This window comes from Nostoc sp., from assembly GCF_036916735.1.
Lineage (GTDB): Bacteria > Cyanobacteriota > Cyanobacteriia > Cyanobacteriales > Nostocaceae > Nostoc.
This window is the reverse complement of the sequence record NZ_JBALFV010000008.1, coordinates 44,063-65,725: the sequence shown is the minus strand read 5'-3', so window position 1 is coordinate 65,725 and position 21,663 is coordinate 44,063. Positions and strand designations below refer to the sequence as shown.

General features: G+C 39.6%; 15 protein-coding genes and 1 pseudogene. 10 read left to right on the top strand and 6 right to left on the bottom strand.

Annotated elements, in window-relative coordinates; translation table 11 throughout:
* Positions 1–209: 209 nt before the first annotated feature.
* From V7L20_RS02650 to V7L20_RS02630, 5 genes are all read left to right on the top strand, one after another.
* Complete coding sequence (locus tag V7L20_RS02650; RefSeq protein WP_334742572.1) at positions 210–968, top strand: N-acetylmuramoyl-L-alanine amidase; 759 nt, start codon at positions 210–212, stop codon at positions 966–968.
* Positions 969–1,057: 89 nt separating this feature from the next.
* Positions 1,058–2,620 (top strand): glucosaminidase domain-containing protein, encoded by a 1,563-nt coding sequence (locus V7L20_RS02645; RefSeq protein ID WP_334742571.1) that lies wholly within the window; start codon positions 1,058–1,060, stop codon positions 2,618–2,620.
* A gap of 421 nt (positions 2,621–3,041) precedes the next feature.
* Positions 3,042–4,436, top strand: coding sequence for an S-layer homology domain-containing protein (locus V7L20_RS02640; RefSeq protein WP_334742570.1), 1,395 nt, complete (start codon positions 3,042–3,044; stop codon positions 4,434–4,436).
* A 350-nt stretch (positions 4,437–4,786) separates the two neighbouring features.
* Complete coding sequence (locus tag V7L20_RS02635) at positions 4,787–5,830, top strand: SGNH/GDSL hydrolase family protein (protein WP_334742569.1); 1,044 nt, start codon at positions 4,787–4,789, stop codon at positions 5,828–5,830.
* Positions 5,831–5,843: 13 nt separating this feature from the next.
* Complete coding sequence (locus V7L20_RS02630; RefSeq protein ID WP_334742583.1) at positions 5,844–6,887, top strand: M42 family metallopeptidase; 1,044 nt, start codon at positions 5,844–5,846, stop codon at positions 6,885–6,887.
* Between the two features lie 36 nt (positions 6,888–6,923).
* Here V7L20_RS02630 and V7L20_RS02625 read toward each other — a convergent pair whose 3' ends face one another.
* Together V7L20_RS02625 and pdxR are read right to left on the bottom strand one after the other, a co-directional pair.
* Entirely contained in the window at positions 6,924–7,898 is a 975-nt protein-coding gene (locus V7L20_RS02625) for a glutathione S-transferase family protein (protein WP_334742568.1), read from the bottom strand.
* Positions 7,899–8,131: 233 nt separating this feature from the next.
* Positions 8,132–9,595, bottom strand: coding sequence for a MocR-like pyridoxine biosynthesis transcription factor PdxR (gene pdxR, locus V7L20_RS02620; protein ID WP_334742567.1), 1,464 nt, complete (start codon positions 9,593–9,595; stop codon positions 8,132–8,134).
* A 114-nt stretch (positions 9,596–9,709) separates the two neighbouring features.
* On the opposite strand from pdxR, the gene V7L20_RS02615 reads away from it, so the two are divergent.
* Complete coding sequence (locus V7L20_RS02615; protein ID WP_334742566.1) at positions 9,710–10,405, top strand: pyridoxamine 5'-phosphate oxidase family protein; 696 nt, start codon at positions 9,710–9,712, stop codon at positions 10,403–10,405.
* A 284-nt stretch (positions 10,406–10,689) separates the two neighbouring features.
* Here the strand turns inward: V7L20_RS02615 and V7L20_RS02610 are convergent, their stop codons facing one another.
* Both V7L20_RS02610 and V7L20_RS32470 read right to left on the bottom strand, forming a co-directional pair.
* Positions 10,690–11,193 (bottom strand): 2TM domain-containing protein, encoded by a 504-nt coding sequence (locus tag V7L20_RS02610; protein WP_334742565.1) that lies wholly within the window; start codon positions 11,191–11,193, stop codon positions 10,690–10,692.
* 168 nt (positions 11,194–11,361) lie between these two features.
* A pseudogene (locus V7L20_RS32470) lies at positions 11,362–11,577 on the bottom strand (creatininase family protein); the annotation flags it as partial.
* Between the two features lie 358 nt (positions 11,578–11,935).
* On the opposite strand from V7L20_RS32470, the gene V7L20_RS02600 reads away from it, so the two are divergent.
* Complete coding sequence (locus V7L20_RS02600; protein WP_334742564.1) at positions 11,936–14,686, top strand: ATP-binding protein; 2,751 nt, start codon at positions 11,936–11,938, stop codon at positions 14,684–14,686.
* An 8-nt stretch (positions 14,687–14,694) separates the two neighbouring features.
* Complete coding sequence (locus V7L20_RS02595; RefSeq protein WP_334742563.1) at positions 14,695–16,005, top strand: sensor histidine kinase; 1,311 nt, start codon at positions 14,695–14,697, stop codon at positions 16,003–16,005.
* Positions 16,006–16,273: 268 nt separating this feature from the next.
* On the opposite strand, the gene V7L20_RS02590 is transcribed toward V7L20_RS02595, so the two are convergent.
* Positions 16,274–16,522: a hypothetical protein gene (locus tag V7L20_RS02590; protein WP_334742562.1), complete on the bottom strand. Its 249-nt coding sequence runs from the start codon at positions 16,520–16,522 to the stop codon at positions 16,274–16,276.
* Between the two features lie 86 nt (positions 16,523–16,608).
* Between V7L20_RS02590 and V7L20_RS02585 the strand changes: the two genes are divergently transcribed.
* Both V7L20_RS02585 and V7L20_RS02580 read left to right on the top strand, forming a co-directional pair.
* Complete coding sequence (locus tag V7L20_RS02585) at positions 16,609–17,325, top strand: ROK family protein (RefSeq protein WP_334742561.1); 717 nt, start codon at positions 16,609–16,611, stop codon at positions 17,323–17,325.
* A gap of 186 nt (positions 17,326–17,511) precedes the next feature.
* Complete coding sequence (locus V7L20_RS02580) at positions 17,512–18,066, top strand: peptidoglycan-binding domain-containing protein (RefSeq protein ID WP_334742560.1); 555 nt, start codon at positions 17,512–17,514, stop codon at positions 18,064–18,066.
* A 520-nt stretch (positions 18,067–18,586) separates the two neighbouring features.
* Here the strand turns inward: V7L20_RS02580 and V7L20_RS02575 are convergent.
* Entirely contained in the window at positions 18,587–21,007 is a 2,421-nt protein-coding gene (locus V7L20_RS02575) for a sucrose synthase (RefSeq protein WP_334742582.1), read from the bottom strand.
* Between the last annotated feature and the right edge of the window lie 656 nt (positions 21,008–21,663).

Sequence of the window (21,663 nt, the reverse complement as noted above, 5' to 3'; positions counted from 1 at the left end):
CTTATGCCGTCATGGGTTAACCTGCTTTATTTATAGATTGAACTAATGAAATTTCTGTTTTTAATGGGATTATTGCATAAAATGTTACATTTATTTACGGTAACAATTCACTTTATGTTACTGACAGAGCGAGCGTACTTGAGTTAATAATTAATACAGTATAGTAAGTTAATCCGTACCTCTAAAGTTACAAAAAGGACATCAACTCTATGAAATTTGGTATTGATATGGGGCACAATTGCCCTCCAGATACAGGTGCAACAGGCATAAAACAAGAAGATGCTTTAACTAAAGCAGTTGGGATACAATTGATACAAAAACTCAAAGCAGCAGGTCACACTGCTATTGATTGCACTCCCACAAGCGCTAGCAGTGTAACCGATTCTCTAAGACAACGAACTGATAAAGCAAATGCCAATAACGTTAATGTCTATGTTTCGATTCACTTTAATAAATTCAACGGTATAGCCAATGGCACAGAAGTTTTTGCCATTAGTAATGCATCACAAGGTATTGCTCAATCAGTTCTTAAAGAGATTGTTAAACTTGGTTTTCATAGTAGAGGGGTTAAAAATACAGGTTTCTTTGTTCTGAAGAATACACAAATGCCAGCTATTTTAATTGAGTGCTGCTTCTGTGACTCTAAAACAGATATGGATCGCTTTGATGCTGAAAAAATGGCCGAAGCAATTAAAGATGGATTAATTGGTGAGTCTAAAAATGAAGTTAAATCTGATAAAAGTTACATTTTGCAAGTTACAACAAAAACAGTTTTAAAGCCTTCTACAGAACAGGCATCAGAGCTACCAAAAGAATCTCTATTCGATATTGATCCAGGGAGTTACCCCATTTTAGATGTCCGTTTTGAGGAAAACCATTATTGGGTTAAGTGGCCCGATCAAACTAAAGTAAACCGAAATGAGCATTTTGTTTTTGCTGGATATAGCAAAGTTATAGAAAAAGATTAGCTATGAATAGTTAATTCATTCGTCAACACCTAAATCCCCGAACTTTTAAAAAAATCGGGGTTATAAAAATGTTTTTAATAGGTAAATGTATGTCATCAATAGATGATTTAGTTAGCAGTTATTTCAAAAAAGATTTAGTATCAGTATTTATAAAAGTTGGGATTAGAAGTGAAAAAATAACCGAGATTAATCGGCAAGTTTTAAAAGAAGTTACTCTTGCACAATGGTTATTAGAGTCTGCAAGAGGAAAAAGTTATCTTGCTGTTAATGCTAACAATTTTGCCGGATTAAAATGGCGATTTCCTGACATGAAAGGGTTTGCCGAACCTTTGAAAATCAAAGTTCCTTCTGAGCCAGAAGAAATTGAGTTCTGTAAATTTACAGATACAGATGCTTTTATCATTGGTTATTGGAAGTTTTTAACTCGCACTCCCTATAAAGGCTTAGAAGATTATACGAACACGCCAGAAAACTTCCTTGGCTTTCTCAAGGCTAAAGGCTACTCATCTGATCCTAAATATGTGAGTAAAGTTGTAGACTTACTTCCAGAGGCGCAAAAGTTACTGGCTAATGCAGGTGTTACCATTCCCGCTTCAGTAGAACAACTACAGCTAATTCGTGCTCCAAAAGAAGTTGATTTAGGGCAAAATTTCAGGGTTGAAGGCATAGCACGTTTAGCTGACAGTGGCAAAGTTTTGTCGATTATGTTCGACGATCAATTTCCAGGCATGAGTGTAGCAATTAGTCAGGACGGCAAATGGCAATTTGATTTCGTCTTTCAAAAAGAAGGCGATCGCCGCATAATAATTGCCATTGACGATCAAAGTCTAGAGATCCACATTAAAGTTGTTGTTCCTTTCAATAACAAGGACGATGAGAACACTCAACAACCTACAGTATCCAGTTTACCAGGAGCGAAGGTAATTAAACTCGCTGGTAGTGTGGGAATTGGCGGAGTCAATAAAGCTGATGATGTTAAGGCTATTAAGGCACGATTGCATGAGCTAGGCTACACATGGGTAGGTAATCCTAACAGTGCAGACAGAGACAGAGGACTATTTGACGCAATCAAACTATTTCAGTCAATTATTGCTGGTAGCAGTACTATTAATGGTGATGGTCGAGTTGATGTTGGTGGAATCACTCATCGATGGTTGCAAGCAGCTAACGCACCACGATGGGAGTTAATGCCAAAAAGCGATCGTGATAATGGTTTCGTTAACGGTGAACTAGAAGACATCCAAGATAACCACGATTTTGGAACACACTGGTTAGCTGATGTGATTAAAAAAATTGCCCAAGATTATCAAAACAGTTATCGTAACACTCACCCTACAGCTGCTCCATTTGCAATTAACGATGTTAGTCTTCCTCATGGAGGCGATACTCCCGACCATCATGGACATGAAACTGGTATGATGTGCGATGTTTACTTACCCCAAAAAAATGGAAATTTCGGTGGCATCGTTTGGTCGAGTTCTGAATACGATCGAGATGCTGCACGAGCTATTCTCAAGTGTATTGGCAAGCAAAAGTTGGTACGGACAGTCTTTTTCAACGATCAACAGCTAATTAGAGAAAAACTTTGTGTTTCTCTAAGTGGTCACGATAATCATATTCTTTTTGAAATTAACCCACCAGTGAGGAGCTAATTCTTAGTGAGCTGATGTATTACTATGATCTGAGAGCATCAAAATCACAAAACTCTTATCTAACAGGTATTTCAAGTTTATTTATATTTTTTTTTTGCAAAATGTTAGTTTGCCAAAATTTCAGGGAACTCTATAAATAAGCATGGGAATTATCAAACCTAATGGCTGTAATACGAAGACAACACGGTAGCTTTTGCTACCGTTTACTCCTTTTTAGCTAAAACAAATAGATATCATCTTCATCAAAAGAGACATTTACCAAGAGGACATAGTGAGGTTAATATTTTCTTTTGGTGATATTTAAGAGGTAGAGAAGCATAGAGCCAGAGGAAATAGGTTTGTTTCAATATTCCATTCTCCATTCCCATTTAATCAACAGTCTGCGCTAGGGTAGGAATTGAAACTCAATTTGTGATTTCCTGTGCTTTCCTGTAAACCTCCAGCTGTATTTCTAATTTGGGCTGTTCTACTGACTTCGTTAACAGCCTGTGCTAACAGTCCAGTCGCCAAAAACCTTGAGCAATCTTTGGCGGCAGATCCGAAGCTGCAAAGCAATCCAGTTGTCTTTGGAGAATCTCAGAGTAACCAACCGCAAGCACAGCAAAACGAAGCAACACTTCAGTTACCACCTGATTTTCCCAAAGATATCCCACTATATTCCAATGCCAAACTACAGGAAGTGACACCTGCTAGCGGCTCAGAAAACAGAATCTCAACTCGTTGGTTGAGTTCTGACCCCAGTAACTTTATTGCTAGCTTTTATAGTAACCAGTTTAAAACAAATAACTGGCAGATTTTGCAACAGCCAACAGATGATGCGGGAGGTGTGTTTGAGGCACGTCGTAACGATTTGCTGTTGAAGGTTTCCATTCAGCCTAAATCAGTTACTAACGCTATACCTAATCAACCTCAAACAGCCACCGAATTACTGATTGAATACGTACCCAATAGTACTGCAACAGCACAATCTACCTCAACTACAAATCCTAACGAAACTACTAACGCCATTCCTCAACCAGGAGATTCCCAGTTCATTGGCCCGGTATCACCTGCAAACTTGGCAGCACAGCCACCAACTACGGCTAATAACCAAATAACTTCTACAGCCACAGCTGAATCTCAGGAATTTAACGATTTGAATAAAGTACCGCAAGAATGGCGGCAACATATCCAAGACTTAGGTGCATTAGGTGTTTTGTCTATAGAACCAAAGACAACCAAGAGCAACTCTACTAACATAACTAACCAGTTTGAACCCGGTAAAATTGTTACACATCGAGAATACGCTCGTTGGCTAATTGCTGCTAACAATGCTATGTATGTCAACAATCCAGCAAAACAAATTCGCTTGGCATCAGAAACTACTCAACCAGCTTTTAGTGATGTGTCTGCAAAAGACCCTGATTTTCCAGCTATTCAGGGATTAGCCGAAGCTGGGTTAATTCCCAGTCCTTTGTCTGGAGATTCTACAGTAGTTTTGTTTGGTCCTGATGCACCCCTAACGCGGGAACAGTTGCTGCTGTGGAAATTACCTTTAGATACTCGCCAAGCTTTACCCTCTGCTAACTTAGATGCAGTCAAACAAACCTGGGGTTTCCAAGATGCGGCGCGAATTGACCCCAAGGTATTAAGAGCAGTGTTGGCTGATTACCAGAATGGCGAACAATCAAATATTCGGCGGGTGTTTGGTTATACGACTCTGTTTCAACCCAAAAAACCAGTAACTCGTGCTGAGGCTGCTACAGCTTTGTGGTACTTTGGCAGTCAGGGTGAGGGTGTATCGGCTACTGAGGCTTTGAAATTAAAGCGAAGTTGAAGCGATGCCTACGATGAGCTAGACCATTCTGTTGCGGTTAGTTTGTCGTCAGCATAGAAGTGGGCAATTTCCACGCTTTAGCATGTAAATTTTTCCATTTATTTGTAATATAGCTATTTTTTTATCAAGAAAATGTTATTGTAAGTATTTTCAGCGTTTTTATCTGTGTTTAATGAATTTTTGAGGAATAATTAAGTAAAATAACGTAAATTAACTTAAGAGACGTACTTAGTAGTTCACAATCTCTATCTCATACTTTATAAGTAGATTGTTGGCGTTAGCATCTCGCAGAGAAGGTGGGGACTTCCGCAATCGTTAAACAAATTAAAATTACCTCAGGTAAAACGAATATGAAAAAACAAGCTGTAGCAGCAGGATTTGTTCTATTCTCTTTCATGTTGCCGACCAAAGCCTCGGCTGTGAGTTTTGATCAGCTTTATGTATTTGGCGATAGTCTTTCCGATACAGGCAATATATACAATCTTACGGATAAAGGATACCCTCAAAGCCCACCTTACTTTGAAGGACGTTTTTCTGATGGCCCGAACTGGGTGGATTATTTCGGAGATCAGCTAGGGTTAAAGCCTACTTTATCTCCTATTATTCCTTCCACACCAATTTCTACCCAAGGAATAAACTTCGCTATCGGTGGTGCTAGCTCTGGTTTAGATAATGCTGTTGTTCCCGATTCAGGTTTACCGGGAGTGCTTAAACAAGTCCTTGATTTTGCTGGAACTCTGAAAGCAAATAATCAAACTGCTAATCCAGATGCACTTTATACATTGTGGGGAGGTGGAAATGATTTCCTTTTTCCTAACCCCAAAGACTCGACCACGCCAAACAGTAATATATCTGTGGCGTTGAATACTCTCGTAGGAGCCGGCGCAAAAAATATTTTGGTGTTTAATTTGCCAGATTTAGGAGAGCTACCAGCAGCTAAAAGCAGAGGTCGCAACCCTACAGCCCTTAGCCAATCGAGTAGCGAGTTTGACTTAGGTTTAGCAGAAACTGTCAGCGTTTTGAACCAAAATCCGAATCTCAACATCTTCTCTGTTGATATTTATTCTTTATTTAATCAGGCAAGTGCATTGGGTTTTACGAATGTAACCGAGTCTTGTCTATCTAGACCAGATATATGTAACCCAGGAAATAACAAGTTTCTTTTCTGGGACGATGTCCACCCAACGACTGCTGCTCATAAGTTAGTAGCAGACACTGCACTGGCGGCGATTGAGGCTAAGTCTGTCCCGGAACCTGCGATAAACTTGGGGATTTTAGCCGTTGGTGCTTTTGGTGTGGTAGGAGTGCTGAAGCGTCAACAAAAAAGGTCAGCACTAGTATCAGCAGGTCGGGTTTTTGATGCACAATTGTCTCATACAATAGTTGAAAATTAAACTAACTGTATTGATGTGGGATTACGATCGCTTATTTAAAATTATTGAAGAATTAGTCATGCACCATTCCCCTAGTGGTGCAGAAGCTGAAATTAACCAGTTGTTGATGCAAAGATTTGCGGCGCTGGGTGTGGAAGTCTGGTGCGATCGCGCCGATAATATTATTGCCAAGATTCCAGGGAAAAGTCCAGACCGAGCCATTGCCATCACCGCACACAAAGACGAAATTGGCGCAATTGTCAAGAATATCGGTGATGAAGGTCGTGTGGAAGTCCGCAAGCTTGGCGGTTCTTTTCCGTGGGTTTACGGCGAAGGCGTTGTAGATTTACTTGGAGATAACGAGACCATTAGCGGTATTCTCAGCTTTGGTTCCCGCCACGTTTCTCACGAATCGCCGCAAAAAGTCCAGCAGGAAGATACTACTCTGAAGTGGGAAAATGCCTGGATTGAAACGAAACGCACTGCGACTCAATTAGAAGCAGCTGGCATTCAACCTGGAACTAGAATGGTGATCGGCAAGCATCGCAAGCATCCAATTCGGTTAAAGGATCATATTGCTGGTTACACTTTGGATAACAAAGCCTCTGTTGCGATTTTGCTAGCTTTGGCTGAAAATTTGAAACAGCCAGTAGTTGATGTTTATTTAGTGGCATCAGCAAAAGAAGAAGTAGGGGCAATTGGGGCGCTATTTTTCACCCAAAATCAACGTTTGGATGCTTTAATTGCTTTAGAAATTTGTCCATTATCTGAAGAATATCCTGTTAAAGATGGGGAAAGTCCTGTACTTTTATCTCAAGATGCTTATGGGATATATGATGAAGGGCTAAATGGACAACTGCGCCAATCTGCCAAGCAACTTGATATACCAGTGCAGCTAACGATACTGAGCCAGTTTGGTAGTGATGCTTCCATTGCCATGAAATTTGGACATGTTGGACGTGCTGCTTGTTTGGCATTTCCCACACAAAATACGCATGGATATGAAATCGCTCATTTAGGAGCGATCGCTAATTGTATCAATTTGTTAAAATCTTTCTGCGAAACTGAGTTTAAGTGATACGTCGAGGCTTAAATGTGAAGGAGCGATCGCATATCAACCCAAAATAGCGAAGCGAGCCCGGTCGTGCCGTTGGTCAAAATCAATGATCGGCCCCTTTGGAACAATTCGATTTGGATTAATATCAGTCATACTGATGTAATAGCTGCGCTTAGTATAGTCTAGATTACAAGTCGCTTTAAACTCAGGACACTGATATAAATCTAGTAGATAATTCCAGAGATTTGGATAGTCGATCATTCGCCGCAAATTGCACTTAAAGTGACCGTAATATACTGAGTCAAAGCGATACAGAGTTGCAAACATACAAATATCGGCTTGAGTGAGTTGAGCACCACATAAATAGCGCTGCTTACTCAGAACGGTTTCCCAATGATCTAAACTCTCAAAGAGTTCAGTTACCGCATTTTCGTAGTCTACTTGCTCTCTGGCAAAACCACAGCGATATACACCAGCATTGATTGGTAGATAAATTGCATTGATGGTTTGATCAATTTTTTGTTGTAGGTCGAGTGGGTATAAGTCTATTTTCTGTGTTGCCAATTCCTCAAACTCTACGTCAAACATCCGCATGATTTCGCGAGATTCGTTATTGATGATTGTTTGAGTTTGCTTATCCCACAACACCGGAACAGTAATTCGTCCTGTGTATTTGGGATTGGCTTTGAGATAAATATCTTGCAAATATTGAGTGTGATTTACCCAGTCAGGAATAGCTCCTGGTGCTTCAGTAAACATCCATCCCTTGTCGCTCATAATCGGATCGACGATAGAGATTGAGATTGCATCATTCAAACCTTTGAGTTCTCGCATAATTAAGGTGCGATGCGCCCACGGACACGATAAGGAAACGTAGAGGTGATAGCGTCCTGCTTCTACCTTAAACCCGCTAGAACCATCGACGGTTATACTATTGCGAAACGTCGTCGGCGTCTCATTGAACTTACTGCCCTTATCTGATTTATTCTCATCGGTTGTCCATTTGCCTTCGAGCATCATTCCTGACGCCATAATTCTCTCCTAACACGCTTGTGTGTCTGTCAAATATAAAATCTATGTATGATTTTGAACTTTTGAGGATTACTTCAGCATAAAGTCTCTCCTTTTCTGAAGAATGTTAATGTCTTAAAAATTCTTTATAAAATCGCCTTTGCAGACCCTGGCTGTCTAATTGGTGTTGTTTACAGGTAAACTGAAAAAACATCTATCAACAGCCAGCATCAAGAGCAGCAACATAGTTCCATTTAAATTAGTATTACCTGAGCTAGTCGGCGTACTCCCTCTTGAATTTTCTGCTCATCGAGTTCAGCATATCCTAAGATAAATTCACCACCAGGGCTATGTTTTAGATATTGGGGATACGCCGCCCCAATACTTACGCCAGCAAGAGCAGCAAGCTGGACTATATTATCATCACTGAGTTTAGTATTGATTTTGACCATCAGGTGCATTCCGGCATTTTCCCCCAAGATTTCAATTTTGTCACCGAAATAAGAAAACAAAGACTGCACCAAAGTCTGCCTACGTTGGTCGTAGAGCGATCGCATCCGTCTGATATGGCGTTCTAAATGTCCTTCGGTAATAAAATCAGTCAGTGCGTACTGTTCTAACAAACTACATTGCCGATCTGCTAGCCATTTTGCACGAGCAAATATATGCACTAAATTCTGTGGTAAAACTAAATAACCCAGACGCAAAGCCGGAAATAGTACTTTAGAGAATGTACCCACATAGATCGTTGAGTTAGCTTGGTCTAATCCTTGCAATGCTGGTATGGGACGCTCACCATAACGATACTCGCTGTCATAGTCATCTTCAATAATCATCGTCCCTGATTTGTGCGCCCAAGCTAATAACTCTAACCTGCGAGAAAGAGATAACGTAGCACCTGTAGGAAATTGGTGAGATGGAGTGACATAAACCAGTTTAATGTTAGGGATGATATCTGTTGTTAAGCTACTGACTATTAACCCAGATTGATCTACAGATATAGGGAATAAACTAGCTCCCTGTGCCAAAAAAGCTCGTCTAGCACCTAAATAACCTGGTTCTTCCACCGCTATCCAATCACCACGGTCAATTAATATACGTGTAATCAAGTCAAGTCCCTGCTGTGAACCACCAACAATAATGATTTGCTCTGGCTCACACTTAACTGCTCTAGAGCGTGACAGATAGTCAGCGATCGCCTCTCGCAGAGGTTGATATCCCATAGAGTCATAAGTATAGTCAAGTACATATCGACTAAAGCGGCAATGGCGAAACAAGAGCTTACGCCACAAGTCTATTGGGAACCGATCAAAAGCTGGTCGCCCATAACTAAAGCTAATTTCAACTTCTGCTTCTGGTATGCGTAAAAAAGCTTGATCGCTCAAACTATCGCCATAAGTTGATAAGGGTATTAAAGAATCAGCTAGTTGTGATTTTGCCGGAATCGGTGTGGTATTTAGCAATTCATCAGGGAGTTGACGACAGACAAATGTTCCCGATCCGACAATTGTTTCTAGATAACCTTCACTCAGGAGCATCTCATAACTTTGGGTAACAGTGGCGCGGGAAACACTAAGCAATTGAGCCAGCGATCGTGTTGAAGGTAGTTTTTTTCCTGAGGTTAATCTTCCTGAAAGAATAGCCTGACGTAGTTGGGCGTAAACTTGGCGATACAAAGGTAAAGCTGCTTTTAGGTCAATACTAATAACAAAATCCATTCGGGTTATGAATTAAAAATGAGATGAGTGGACTGGTAATTTATTCAAAAAGTGGCACTTGTGTCATTCCACTTACCTGGTTACTCTAATGATATAAAGTAGAAATTTTCAGCTATGCCTCAACAAAAAGCTCCCAGCCAAAGAACAACAGTTAAACGCACACCCCAACGAGCAAACTATGAAAGCGATATTATTTATCAGATATTGGATGAAGGATTAGTCTGTCATATAGGTTTTGTCGCAGATGGACAGCCTGTTGTGATTCCTACAGCCTATGGACGAGTTGAGGATACCTTGTACATCCACGGTTCACCTGCTAGTCGAATGCTGCGAACATTACAACAAGGTATTGATGTCTGCGTAACAGTAACTTTAATTGATGGGTTAGTATTGGCACGCTCGGCGTTTCACCACTCAATGAATTATCACTCAGTAGTTGTGTTTGGTAAAGCAATACTGGTTGAAGATGCAGAGCAGAAATTAGCTGCTTTGAAAGCATTTACAGAACACGTTATTCTTGGACGGTGGTCGCAAGTGCGATCGCCAAGCCATAACGAATTAGCCAGAACTATAGTCCTATCTTTACCGCTTACAGAAGCATCAGCAAAAATTCGCACTGGTGGGCCCATTGATGATCAAGCTGATTATCAAATACCTGTATGGGCAGGAGAAATTCCCTTAAAATTGACGGCAACTGTACCCATAAATGATCCTCAATTAGATCCACATATTGAAGTACCTGTAAATCTGAGCAACTACACTAGACCACAAAGACTTATTGAAAAAGAGGCAAGGGAGCAGGGGAGATAGAACCTTGCACAAATCAACAAAACACAATCTAGCCATGATTCAAAAGCCCAGCGATTAAGCTCCAATGCGCTCCCCACTATATGTTTGTGCAGGCGTTGGCGAAATAGCCGCCTTGATGAAAGTGCTATGCGATCATGATATCTTATTGAACTCAATATAGAGGTGCTTCAGTGCCCGCATGAGTACGTTGGGTATGGGGGGTATTTTTTTGAATTAGCAATGTTTACTAGATGCTGCGCGTAGCTCACTTCTGGGTAGGGGTACGCTAAAGCCAAGCAAATCTATTAAGCCTGTAATACCTTAAACCACTTATTCAAAACTGTGCTGATGGTTTTCTTAATTTCATGTTTACGATTCCACTTCTGGAAGGCCATTTCATACTCTTCGCCTTTCATTTGAAAGGTATTCCAGGCATCAAAGGCTACAGGCAATCCGCAGAATAGCAAAATGTACAGCGACCAAGAAATTCCGCCACTAGTGATTAAATTAAGCAGTATAAAAAAACCATTGAAAATTGCATATTTGCTTAAACGCTTCTGAAATCTTCTGATGCGGTAGCCGTCAAAAGCTTTTCGTTGTTGGACTTGACCCTGTTGTAATACCCAATCGCGTTCTGCTAATTTTAAAGATTCAGGTGATATTTCTAACTCAGCAGCAATCTCTAATATATGCTCGTAAGAAAATTCTGTGTCTTTATCATCAGCTTGACGAGCGATCGCTAAGTGCAAAATTTGTTGGACATCTTCTTGGCTATACGAGCGGATGCTTTGAGGTTCAAACGCCGTCATAATTTTTTCTCTTATATTACTTTTAATAGAAATTTGCTGCTTGATAGATTTTAAGCAGCTACGCCAGTACTATTTCCATTATTCCTACATTAGCAAATCTAAATGCTGTCTTGCATCTAATGTATGGGATTTTTAACTTTGAGTAAAACTTGTCAATCCCTTCTCCACTTATGGTTGTCGATAAGCGTAAATATCTTGAATAACTTGGGCCCAACCGTTAGCAACAGATTCGAGAATGCGATCGCCTTTTTCTTTAGTTGCAGTTGTGGCGTCGCCAATCACTCCACTTTTACTGATATCTCGCGTCACCTAAGCCACAGGTAACTTACCCTGCCAAGTCGGTAAACTACTTTCTGAGTGTTCTGGTGCATACTCTGCAACAGCATATTGGCATCCAGCTTTCCATTACTTTTCCCAGCACCTCCACAATGATCGCAGTATCTACAATTAACCGCAGATAAAGGCCATGTTATTCAAGTTACCCCCATAGGCTGGTATCTGGTATTGCCTCGATGTCAGTTCCGGTGAGGTAGGGAAAAAAACGTTCTGGTGGAATGAAACTGTGCATATTACTTGGATTGCGCCATTTTTATCTTAACGGGATTGATACAACAAACAAGATTGTGGGCAAACTAACTCTAGCGAGTAAATTTATTCTTTGCTCACATCTTGGACTTTGCCCTGGTGACTCTGATCGCTAAGTGCAAGATAGGAGTTATCAAACTGCCCAAAACTTTAAGCAATGAACCTTCTTGGCTTGCCGTATTCCAAAAAGTTACCACTGCGCCTTGTACTCATAGTCCCTTTTGTAATCCAAATCTTTGCTGCTGTGGGACTTGTTGGGTATCTTTCGTTTAAAAATGGACAGAAGGCAGTTAATGACCTAGCTAATCAGTTGATGAGCAAAACCGATAGCCTCGTTGACGAACACCTTGATACTTACTTAGCAACCCCGCATCAAATTAATCAAATCAACATTGATGCAATAGATCAAGGGCTACTCAACTTAAAAGACTTGGAAAGTACAGGGCGTTACTTTTGGAAACAAGCGCAGGTATTCAAAAATGTTAGCTGGATTGGCTATAATCTAGAAACTTATCAAGAAGCTGGGGCGGGTCGTTGGCTGGCAGGTCAAGGAATTGTAATTAATAAAGGTTTTGCTAAGAAAGACTACACTTACGCAGTAGATAGCCAGGGAAATCGCACTAAATTACTAAAATTTACAGACTACGACCCGGTAACTGAGGACTGGTACGCCCAGACGGTAAAAGCAGGCCGACCCATTTGGAGTCAAATTTGCGTAGTAGAGGGATATGAAGGATATATCGTAGCTTCGGCAGATCGTCCTATTTACGACAAGACCCACAAAATGATTGGTGTGATCGGCGCTGATTTGCTGCTGTCGAGTATCAGTGATTTTTTGAGCAACTTAAAAGTTAGCCCAAGAGCAAAAACTTTTATTATTGAACGCGACGGGCTATTAATAGCTAATTCTAGTAGCCACAGGCCATTTACGTTGATAAATGGTAAAGCACAACGTTTAAGCGCATTAAATAGTAGTGATTACTTAATTCAAGCGACAGCAAAGTATTTACAGCACAAATTTGGCAACTTTAAGGCAATTAAAGACACCCAAATACTAGATTTTGAGTTTAAAGGCGATCGCGAATTTGTCCACGTCATGAATTGGCAAGACGAGTTTGGTCTGGACTGGTTAGTAGTAGTTGTTGTACCAGAAAGCGATTTTATGGCACAAATCAACGCCCATAACCAGACAACAATTTTACTGTGTCTTGGTGCATTAGGTATAGCAACAATTTTGGGAATCTACACTTCTCGTTGGATTATCAAACCTATTTGGGAGTTAAGCCAAGCAAGTAGTGCGATCGCATCTGGTAACCTAGACCTAGCTGTAAAAGTCTCTGGTATCAAAGAACTTAGTATCCTTGCCCAATCCTTTAACAGAATGGCAGGGCAATTACGAGAGTCTTTCACCAACTTAGAAAATACCAATCAAGATTTAGAAAAGCGGGTTGAAGAACGTACCGTAGAACTCAAAGTAGCAAAAGAAGCAGCCGATGTTGCTAATCAAGCAAAAAGCGAATTTTTAGCAAACATGAGTCATGAACTCCGCACTCCCCTCAACGGAATTCTCGGCTACGCTCAAATTCTGCAACGCGATCAAATCGCTACTTCTAAACAAAAGAACGGACTGAACATTATTCAGGAGTGTGGTTCTCACCTATTAACACTAATTAATGACATCTTAGAGCTTTCCAAAATTGAAGCAAAAAAACTCGATATTTACACTACTGACTTTCATTTAGAAAACTTTCTTCTGGGAGTACGAAACATCTGTAGTATTAAAGCTGAACAAAAAGAAATAGATTTTCAATATGAAGTAATTAACCAGTTACCTACTGCTATTAATAGTGATGAAAAACGTCTAAAGCAAGTATTGATTAATCTTCTGGGTAATGCTATCAAGTTTACAGAACGAGGGAAAGTAAAGTTTTCAGTAGGAGTTGTAGAAGATGAGAAATATGCAATAAAAAATAAAAATAATATTAATACTTGGAATATCCGCTTCCAAGTTGAAGATTCAGGCGTTGGGATGACTCCTGAACAATTAGAGAAAATTTTCTTACCTTTTGAGCAAGTAGGGGATAGCAAACAGAAATCTGAAGGTACAGGTTTAGGATTAGCAATCAGTTGTCAAATTGTGGAAATCATGGGAGGTCAAATAAAAGTCGAAAGTACACCGAATAAAGGTAGCAAATTTTGGTTTGACTTAGCTCTACCAGAAGCTAATAACTGGATATCATCACAGACACCTGAGTTAAACAAAAATGTAGTTTCTTACCAAGGTACAGAACAGATAATTCTAATTGTTGATGACCGTTGGGAAAATCGCTCTGTAATTATCAATCTGCTGGAACCTGTTGGTTTTAAAGTCGTTGAAGCAGAAAATGGCAAAGATGGTTTAAAGAAAGCTCAAGAATTTCAACCAGATTTGATTATTACCGACTTAGCAATGCCGATAATGAATGGCTTAGAAATGACGCAACATTTACGCGCTCAATCTGAATTTCAAGATACAGTAATTATCGCCTCTTCTGCAAGTGTATTCAGCTTGAATCGCCAACAGAGCCAAGAGGCAGGTTGTAATGACTTTCTGCCTAAACCAGTGCAAAATTTCGAGTTATTTGAGAAATTACAACATTATTTAAATTTGACATGGATTTATGAAGTAGAAAATCAAATTTTAGAAATTACTATTCCTCTGGAAGAAATGATATTTCCACCTTCTGAACAGCTTGTTAATTTATATAAAGCAGCGAGAACTGGTTATATTCAAGACATTCAAGAAGAAGCAGATCATATTAAAAAACTAGACCATAAATATACAGTTTTTGCTAATAAAATATTAAAATTAGCAGAAGAATTTGAGGATGAAGAAATTGTTAATTTAATTAAAAATAAATTTGACTAAAATTCAAAATGAATAATTATCAAAAAGAATTGATTTTAATTGTTGATGATATTCCAAATAACCTCAAGGTTCTATTTGATATTTTAAACAATTCTGGCTTTAAAGTCTCTATTGCCAAGAACGGTGAAAGTGCATTACAAAAAGCACAAGAGACATTACCAAACTTGATTTTATTAGATGTAATGATGCCAGGAATTGATGGGTTTGAAACCTGCCGTCGTCTAAAAAATAACCCAAAAACTAAAGATATTCCAGTAATTTTTATGACGGCGCTTTCTGAAACTGTGGAAAAAGTGAAGGGATTGCATCTGGGTGCGGTAGACTATATTACTAAACCTATTGAACATGAAGAGGTTTTAGCCAGGATCAATGTCCACTTAGAGCTGCGGAGAATGCGGTTAAAGTTAGTACAAGAAGAAAAAATGTCTTCTTTGGGACAATTGGTAGCCGGAATTGCTCATGAAATTAATAATCCAGTTAGTTTTATTTCTGGCAACTTAATTTATGCTCAAAAATATATTGAAAATTTATTAAAACTATTACAATTTTACGAAAATTATACACCAGATACTATTCAAGAAATTCAAGAATTTTCAAACTTTATTGAATTAGATTTTCTCAAAGAAGACCTTCCTAAACTTTTATCATCAATGATGGTAGGCTCTAACCGCATTCAAGAAATTGTGCGATCGCTCCGAATTTTCTCACGATTGGATGAAGCGGAAATTAAAGAAGTTGATTTGCATATAGGTATTGATAGTACTTTAATGATTTTGCATAGTCGTTTGAGAGCTACACAAAAGCGTCCAGCTATGGAAGTGATTAAAGAGTACGGTGAAATAATACCTATAGAGTGCTATGCCGGACAAATGAATCAAGTGTTTATGAATCTTTTATCCAATGCTATTGATGCAATTGATGAGAAGATTAATAATGTGCAACTCCCGAAAACAGAGAAAGCAGAGGTAGATAAATTAACTTCCTCATCTACTCAATTCCTAACTCCCAATTCTATATTAGCTAACTCTGAAATCGAATTCACACCTCAAATCAAAATTCGTACAGAACTAACTCAAGACCAAAAATTTATATTAATTCAAATTATTGATAATGGGATAGGAATGTCTAGAGAAGTACAACAGCGTATATTTGAACAATTTTTTACTACTAAAGACGTGGGTAAAGGAACTGGTTTAGGATTAGCGATCGCTCATCAAATTATTGTAGAAAAGCATAGAGGAATACTAGAAGTAGAGTCAGTTTTAGGACATGGCTCACAGTTTACAATTAGCATTCCGATTTATAAGATTGAGGATTAGGGACGCTTGGTGATTTAGTTACAGCAGTTTGCTTTTTAAGTGAGGTACAAAACGCAGGACTTACGCATCAGATATAAAGAGTTTTTACTTTCTGCCCTTCTCCAGACACTACGCGAACGGGTGACGCTCGCAGGCTCGCTAACGCTGCGCTAATGGCAGTCCCCCAGACACTCGTGACGCTCGATGACTCGCTCTAAGCGAAGCTATGCCGAAGGCTTTACGCTGCGCTATCGCTCTTAGCATCTCCCCTTCTCCCATTCGTGAGACGCTAGCGCCTGCCGTAGGATGCCCAAAGGGCTGTAGGGAGAAGACTCGCTCTTTGTGGCGCTATCGACGGGAACCGCCTTCGCAAAGCGTCTCGTAGAGAAGACGGAGGCTGCCTCACCTCAAGCCGGACTGCCTCAAAACCCGTAGCTTTGTACTTTATGCAAAAGAAAACTGGTGTATAACCCCGCTCAAAGCAAGCCAGATTTTTTCCTATGTGTAAATTGGGAGCGATCGCTTGTAACATTCCCATGTGAAAAACTTTAGCTATATCCAGTCTAATCAAGATGCAGCAGAGGATAATAACCAAATAGGGACTAATAACAAGGACTTAAGCTAATGGTTGAAGAAAATGGATCGATTCGTACTCTATCGGTAGATATTGGTGGTAGTGGTGTTAAGGCTATAGTTTTGGATATTACGGGGAATCCTGTAACGGAAAGGGCGCGTTTAGATACACCCCAACCTGCTACACCGGAGGTTGTAATTAATGCAATTGTTGGGTTAGCAGCCGCTCAAGGTGAATTTCATCGTGTTTCGGTCGGTTTTCCCGGTGTGGTGCGGTCTGGAGTCACGGAAACTGCGGTAAACTTACATCAAGATTGGATCGGATTTGATTTGGAAACAGCATTATTAAAACACTTGAACAAGCCTGTACGGGTGATTAATGATGCAGACATGCAAGGGTTTGGTGCGATCGCAGGTAAAGGTGTTGAACTAGTGATTACTCTGGGTACGGGGTTTGGTTCGGCTTTATTTATAGATGGTAAGCTAGTGCCGAATATGGAAATGGGACATCACCCGTTTCGCAAAGGAGAGACTTTTGAGGAGCAGTTGGGGCGTGCAGAGTTAGAAAAAATTGGTGAGAAAAGATGGAACAGGCGTTTAGAAAAAGCGATCGCATCCTTGCAACATCTGTTCAATTATGATTACCTTTACATTGGTGGCGGTGAAGCTGTGAGAGTGAATTTACAGCTACCGTTAAATGTCAAACTCATCCCCAATATCACTGGTTTGTTAGGCGGTATTGCTTTGTGGCAAGATGACAAAAAATAAAAAAGCACAAAACTAATGATATTAGTTTGATTAAATGGAATAAGAGGTGAGCAAATATGATCGTGACAATACTATCTGAAAAAATTATTACATGAGTTTTTGATTTGGTCAGTATGCACTATGCTAGACAGCAGCAATGTTGTTAGTTAAAAGAAATAAATATTGGTTGAAGTTGGTTGAAGTAAAATGACTGAAATTGGCCTGATGATGACGGACGTGTTAACAATAAAACAAGTATTTGGGGCCAATTTGCCACAGCAGCAATTAGTTCAGATGGAGAATGACGTAAACCAGTCACAAGAAAGTCAGTTAGAGATAACTACTCAAGTCACACCACCTGAATTCATGCAGACAGATGGGATTTCTCAGGCTTCTACCTCTGCTATCGCACCAGAAAAAAAACATATACTTAAGAAAATCAGCAAAAAGAATCCGGGACTAGCTTCTTCTAACTTAGGTGAGTCTAATAAGTATTCTCAGCCTGGAAATCAAATCCGTGCAAAGGCTACAGGACGGTTCCAAAAGTTTAGTAGCCAACCTATGCCGACTCTTTCTTTCGGTAGCTCTGGTGTTGGTGTCAGAGCCTTACAACGGTTGTTAGTATCTAACGGTTATGCTGTTAGAGTAGATGGGATTTATGGCGCACTGACAGAGACTGCTGTCAAAGCCTTTCAAAATCAGCAGAATTTAGCAACAGATGGAGTAGTTGGTCAACGAACTTGGCAGGCGTTGACAATTTAGTTAGGAGTTAGGAGTTAGGAGTTAAGAGTTATGAAATTTGGTATTATTCATAATTCCTGATTCATTTGTGAAATTTAAGAAAAAATAACTTTTGTAAATTAGTAATAATGCTAAAATTTTTCTAGAATATGGAGTAAATAAGTAACATTGTTTACTGTCTGTTAATGGCGATATATTGTGTTCAAACGTTACTGTCGCTGATATTTTCAAGACGCGTTAACCATTGATTGAAATGCTGTCACTGGTCAGATCGCTGATGAAATGGTTTCCTGATTTTTAAGCTTTTGGGCTGCTTATTTCACAAATAGACCTTAATAGTAATTCTGATTTAGCTTATCTAGCTAAGGTGATCAAATTTTATCAATGATTTATTTCTGATATATTAGCATTAAATCTTGCTTGTTGACAATATATTATGGGTAGGCGCATGTAGAGACGTTGCAATGCAACGTCTCTACATACCAAAAATCCTTAATCAAAGTGTATTGAGTTAAATATACAACATACCCTTTCTAATTTATTATCGGTACTTGTGCTGCTCTAATAGCTGTTGCGCTCTCGGTTTGTAAATTAAATAGAACAAAGCCTCAAGATAACGTAACAAATCTTCCCGATTCTCCTTGGAGTTAAAGTTCCAAAAGCCATAAATCCGTGCTAATGATAACAACTTGCTAGTGTGAATTTTCCAAGTATAGGTGCTGTAAACTCGGTCAATTCCTCGCTGCGAAATTTCATTCCAATAGTTAGGATTTTGCTCGCATTTTGTGATAAAATCCACAATTTTTGTGGCTGTTTCCTCTAAATTTGTTGGGTTAATTAAAAAACCATTAACCTTATTTTGAATAATCTCTAATGGCCCACCAAACTGTGTGGCAAAAGTTGGTAATCCTGAAACCATCGCCTCTAAAATTGTCAACCCAAAAGCTTCAAATAAAGCTGGTTGTACAAAAATTCCCTGATGATCGCCAATAACTCGGTAAATTTCACCGGAATCGGTTTTGGAGAGACGCACACCCAACCAACGAATTTTACCGTGGAGATTGTACTTGTCAATTATTTGGTAGAGTTTAATAATTTCGTTGCGTTCTTCGTTGTCATCTGATTCTTCGACGCGTAATTTACCTGCTACTAAAATTAAGTTGCAATGCTCTTGTAACTCTTTACTTTGACCATAACATTCAGCTAAACCTGTGAGGTTTTTGATGTGGTCAAGACGCGCCATTGAGAAGAGAGGGCGTTTGTTCGGATCGTCGAGTTTGCCAAAGATTTGCGTGGAATCTTCCAGAGTAAAGAGCATTTCTGCAAGGCGTTGGCGATCGCTCTCTACGCGGTCTTTATTCCGAGTGTAGGGGAAGTAATTATTTTCGTTTACTCCAGGCGGTACGACATTAAATTTGGGACTAAATAATTCAATGCCATTGGTAACATGATACAACTCCGGCATGGTGAAGCACTTATAAGACTCGTACTGTCCGACACTATCCGGTGTTCCGACAATTTCTTGGTAGGTGCTGCTAATCACAAAATTGGCAGCATTCATCGCAATCAAATCAGCTGTGAATTGCAAGGAAAAATGATATTTATCTTCTAATTCTTGCCAGTAGAGGTTACTGAACAAGTATTTAGATTTTTCTAAAGCATGGGCAACATTGCATTGAGTAACTTTCAGCCGTCGCGCCAGCAAGAATGCTACTAAATTCCCATCAGTATAGTTTCCAACTATTAAGTCAGGTGTGCCGTGAAATTCTGCCCGTAGTTCTCTTTCGGAATCAATGGCGAAAGTTTCTAGATAAGGCCAAAACTCAAACCGGGAAATCCAGTTTTGAGTCATGTTAGGATTAAATTCCCGTAAAGGGACTCGCAAAATCCAGGCATTTTCAGTATCGTGGACTTTTTCTAGCCGTTGATTACATAGAGTGCCATCACTATTGGGAATCAAGCGGGTAAGAATAATTACCTTTGGCTCGACATTCAATTTCTCTAAACCTGCAAGCAGGACATCTTCTTGTAGCTGCTTCTCTAGGCTCTTTGCCTGGTCAAGCACGTAAACTACCTGACCGCCAGTATCGGGACGCCCTAAAACTCCCTCTTGCCCAAACCAACCGTGAGCCGACACCAAGACAATTCTAAAAATCATCGGCACACGAGAAATGAATGCTTCTAAGGTCTGAGGATCGGCAGAATCAATCAATTCATCGAGAATATTTAGAGTTTCACGCACTCGCCCTGCGGTGTTACCCCAACCCGGCTCAAAACCCATTGACTGCAATTGGAACCGGAGTTGTTCGTAGGGTTCATCTTCGGGGCGATTATTAACAAAACCAATAGCTTTCTTAACTTGCTCGGAAAGTTGGTGCTGTGATTGAATGCGATCGTTGAGCAGCAGTTGAATACCGTTGTAGTGATGCAGCCGCAAGAAATTCAATAAGCTGTCCAACAATTGTTTAGAATCTTGAAATATTTTGCTGGAAAGATAGCGGTTGAGAAATTGTACCCCTTTACCAATATTTTTGGGGTCGCGGATGACTGGGGTGTAATCATAAAACGGGCCGAAGTCCAATTCTAGCAGGTCGCCCTCGTTAGGATGATATTTGTTCACCAAGCGATCGCGCAAATCGAGCAAATCCTGCACCGTCATCGGCTCAATGCTTAAGTCTGATGTTAACCAATAAACTTCTTGGCTGGCAATCTTAGAACGGATGATGAAGCAAAACTTTGAGTCCTCCTGAATAATTTCTTGAGTATAGTAAATCAGTTTGCCTAACTCTGAAGAAGTGTAATAAGCCTCCGGTTTCTGGGACTTTGAGCAATACTCACTATATACATTAAGGATGTCATTCCGCAGCAAGTACTTCTTTTCTTGTTGGCGTAATTCACTAATAAAGGAACGCAAATCACTTTTTTCTTCACTATCTAAGACTGCTTGAAGCAATTCAGACATGGCAACTCCACTAGATGATGATGTTTGCATTGTTGACTTTCTAGGCCAGACAAATAAGCCTCAACCTTTTGTTAAACAAAATATAAATACGAAATAACACAGATAAATTGTATTTATCTGTGTATCTACAAATATCAACTTTTCAGCAGATACTTAAATCGTGTTCTTCTTTACCTAAAGTATCTATGACTCAGTATTTTTGGCTCTAACTAAAGGAATACAATTTTTGTTTCTTTTGATAAAGGTTAGTAAAGAACTGCATAATTATCGTAGGGCACAACATTTCACACCCTCAACTGCTTGAGCTAATCTTTACTGTATCACTTTATTTACGTGCATCTGATTATCAGCACACTGATAATGCCAATATTTAGCATTTCAAGCTCTGCAATACTTGTAAATCAATACTTTTTTAAATTCTTCTAGGGTATTAATATAGGACTAATATTTGATTTTTGAAAAAGCTCGATACAACTCGAAAAGCCTAATTCCCTATTCCCCACTTCCCGCCTATGGCGGTTGCACTGCGCTTCTATGCGAGACGCTTCTCTTTACACAGAGGCTTGTCTGCGACACGCTACTCGCGTTCGCCAACGCGAACGCGCACCACGTAGATAATTTCAAAAATCAAATACGATTCCTATATTGATTTTTAT

Excerpts from the sequence above, each read along its gene's own strand:
- V7L20_RS02650 (WP_334742572.1), top strand. The coding sequence starts at position 210 with ATGAAATTTGGTATTGATATGGGGCACAATTGCCCTCCAGATACAGGT.
- V7L20_RS02645 (WP_334742571.1), top strand. The coding sequence starts at position 1,058 with ATGTCATCAATAGATGATTTAGTTAGCAGTTATTTCAAAAAAGATTTA.
- V7L20_RS02635 (WP_334742569.1), top strand. The coding sequence starts at position 4,787 with ATGAAAAAACAAGCTGTAGCAGCAGGATTTGTTCTATTCTCTTTCATG.
- V7L20_RS02630 (WP_334742583.1), top strand. The coding sequence starts at position 5,844 with ATGTGGGATTACGATCGCTTATTTAAAATTATTGAAGAATTAGTCATG.
- V7L20_RS02625 (WP_334742568.1), bottom strand. The coding sequence starts at position 7,898 with ATGGCGTCAGGAATGATGCTCGAAGGCAAATGGACAACCGATGAGAAT.
- pdxR (WP_334742567.1), bottom strand. The coding sequence starts at position 9,595 with ATGGATTTTGTTATTAGTATTGACCTAAAAGCAGCTTTACCTTTGTAT.
- V7L20_RS02615 (WP_334742566.1), top strand. The coding sequence starts at position 9,710 with ATGCCTCAACAAAAAGCTCCCAGCCAAAGAACAACAGTTAAACGCACA.
- V7L20_RS02610 (WP_334742565.1), bottom strand. The coding sequence starts at position 11,193 with ATGACGGCGTTTGAACCTCAAAGCATCCGCTCGTATAGCCAAGAAGAT.
- V7L20_RS02600 (WP_334742564.1), top strand. The coding sequence starts at position 11,936 with ATGAACCTTCTTGGCTTGCCGTATTCCAAAAAGTTACCACTGCGCCTT.
- V7L20_RS02595 (WP_334742563.1), top strand. The coding sequence starts at position 14,695 with ATGAATAATTATCAAAAAGAATTGATTTTAATTGTTGATGATATTCCA.
- V7L20_RS02590 (WP_334742562.1), bottom strand. The coding sequence starts at position 16,522 with ATGGGAATGTTACAAGCGATCGCTCCCAATTTACACATAGGAAAAAAT.
- V7L20_RS02585 (WP_334742561.1), top strand. The coding sequence starts at position 16,609 with ATGGTTGAAGAAAATGGATCGATTCGTACTCTATCGGTAGATATTGGT.
- V7L20_RS02580 (WP_334742560.1), top strand. The coding sequence starts at position 17,512 with ATGACTGAAATTGGCCTGATGATGACGGACGTGTTAACAATAAAACAA.
- V7L20_RS02575 (WP_334742582.1), bottom strand. The coding sequence starts at position 21,007 with ATGTCTGAATTGCTTCAAGCAGTCTTAGATAGTGAAGAAAAAAGTGAT.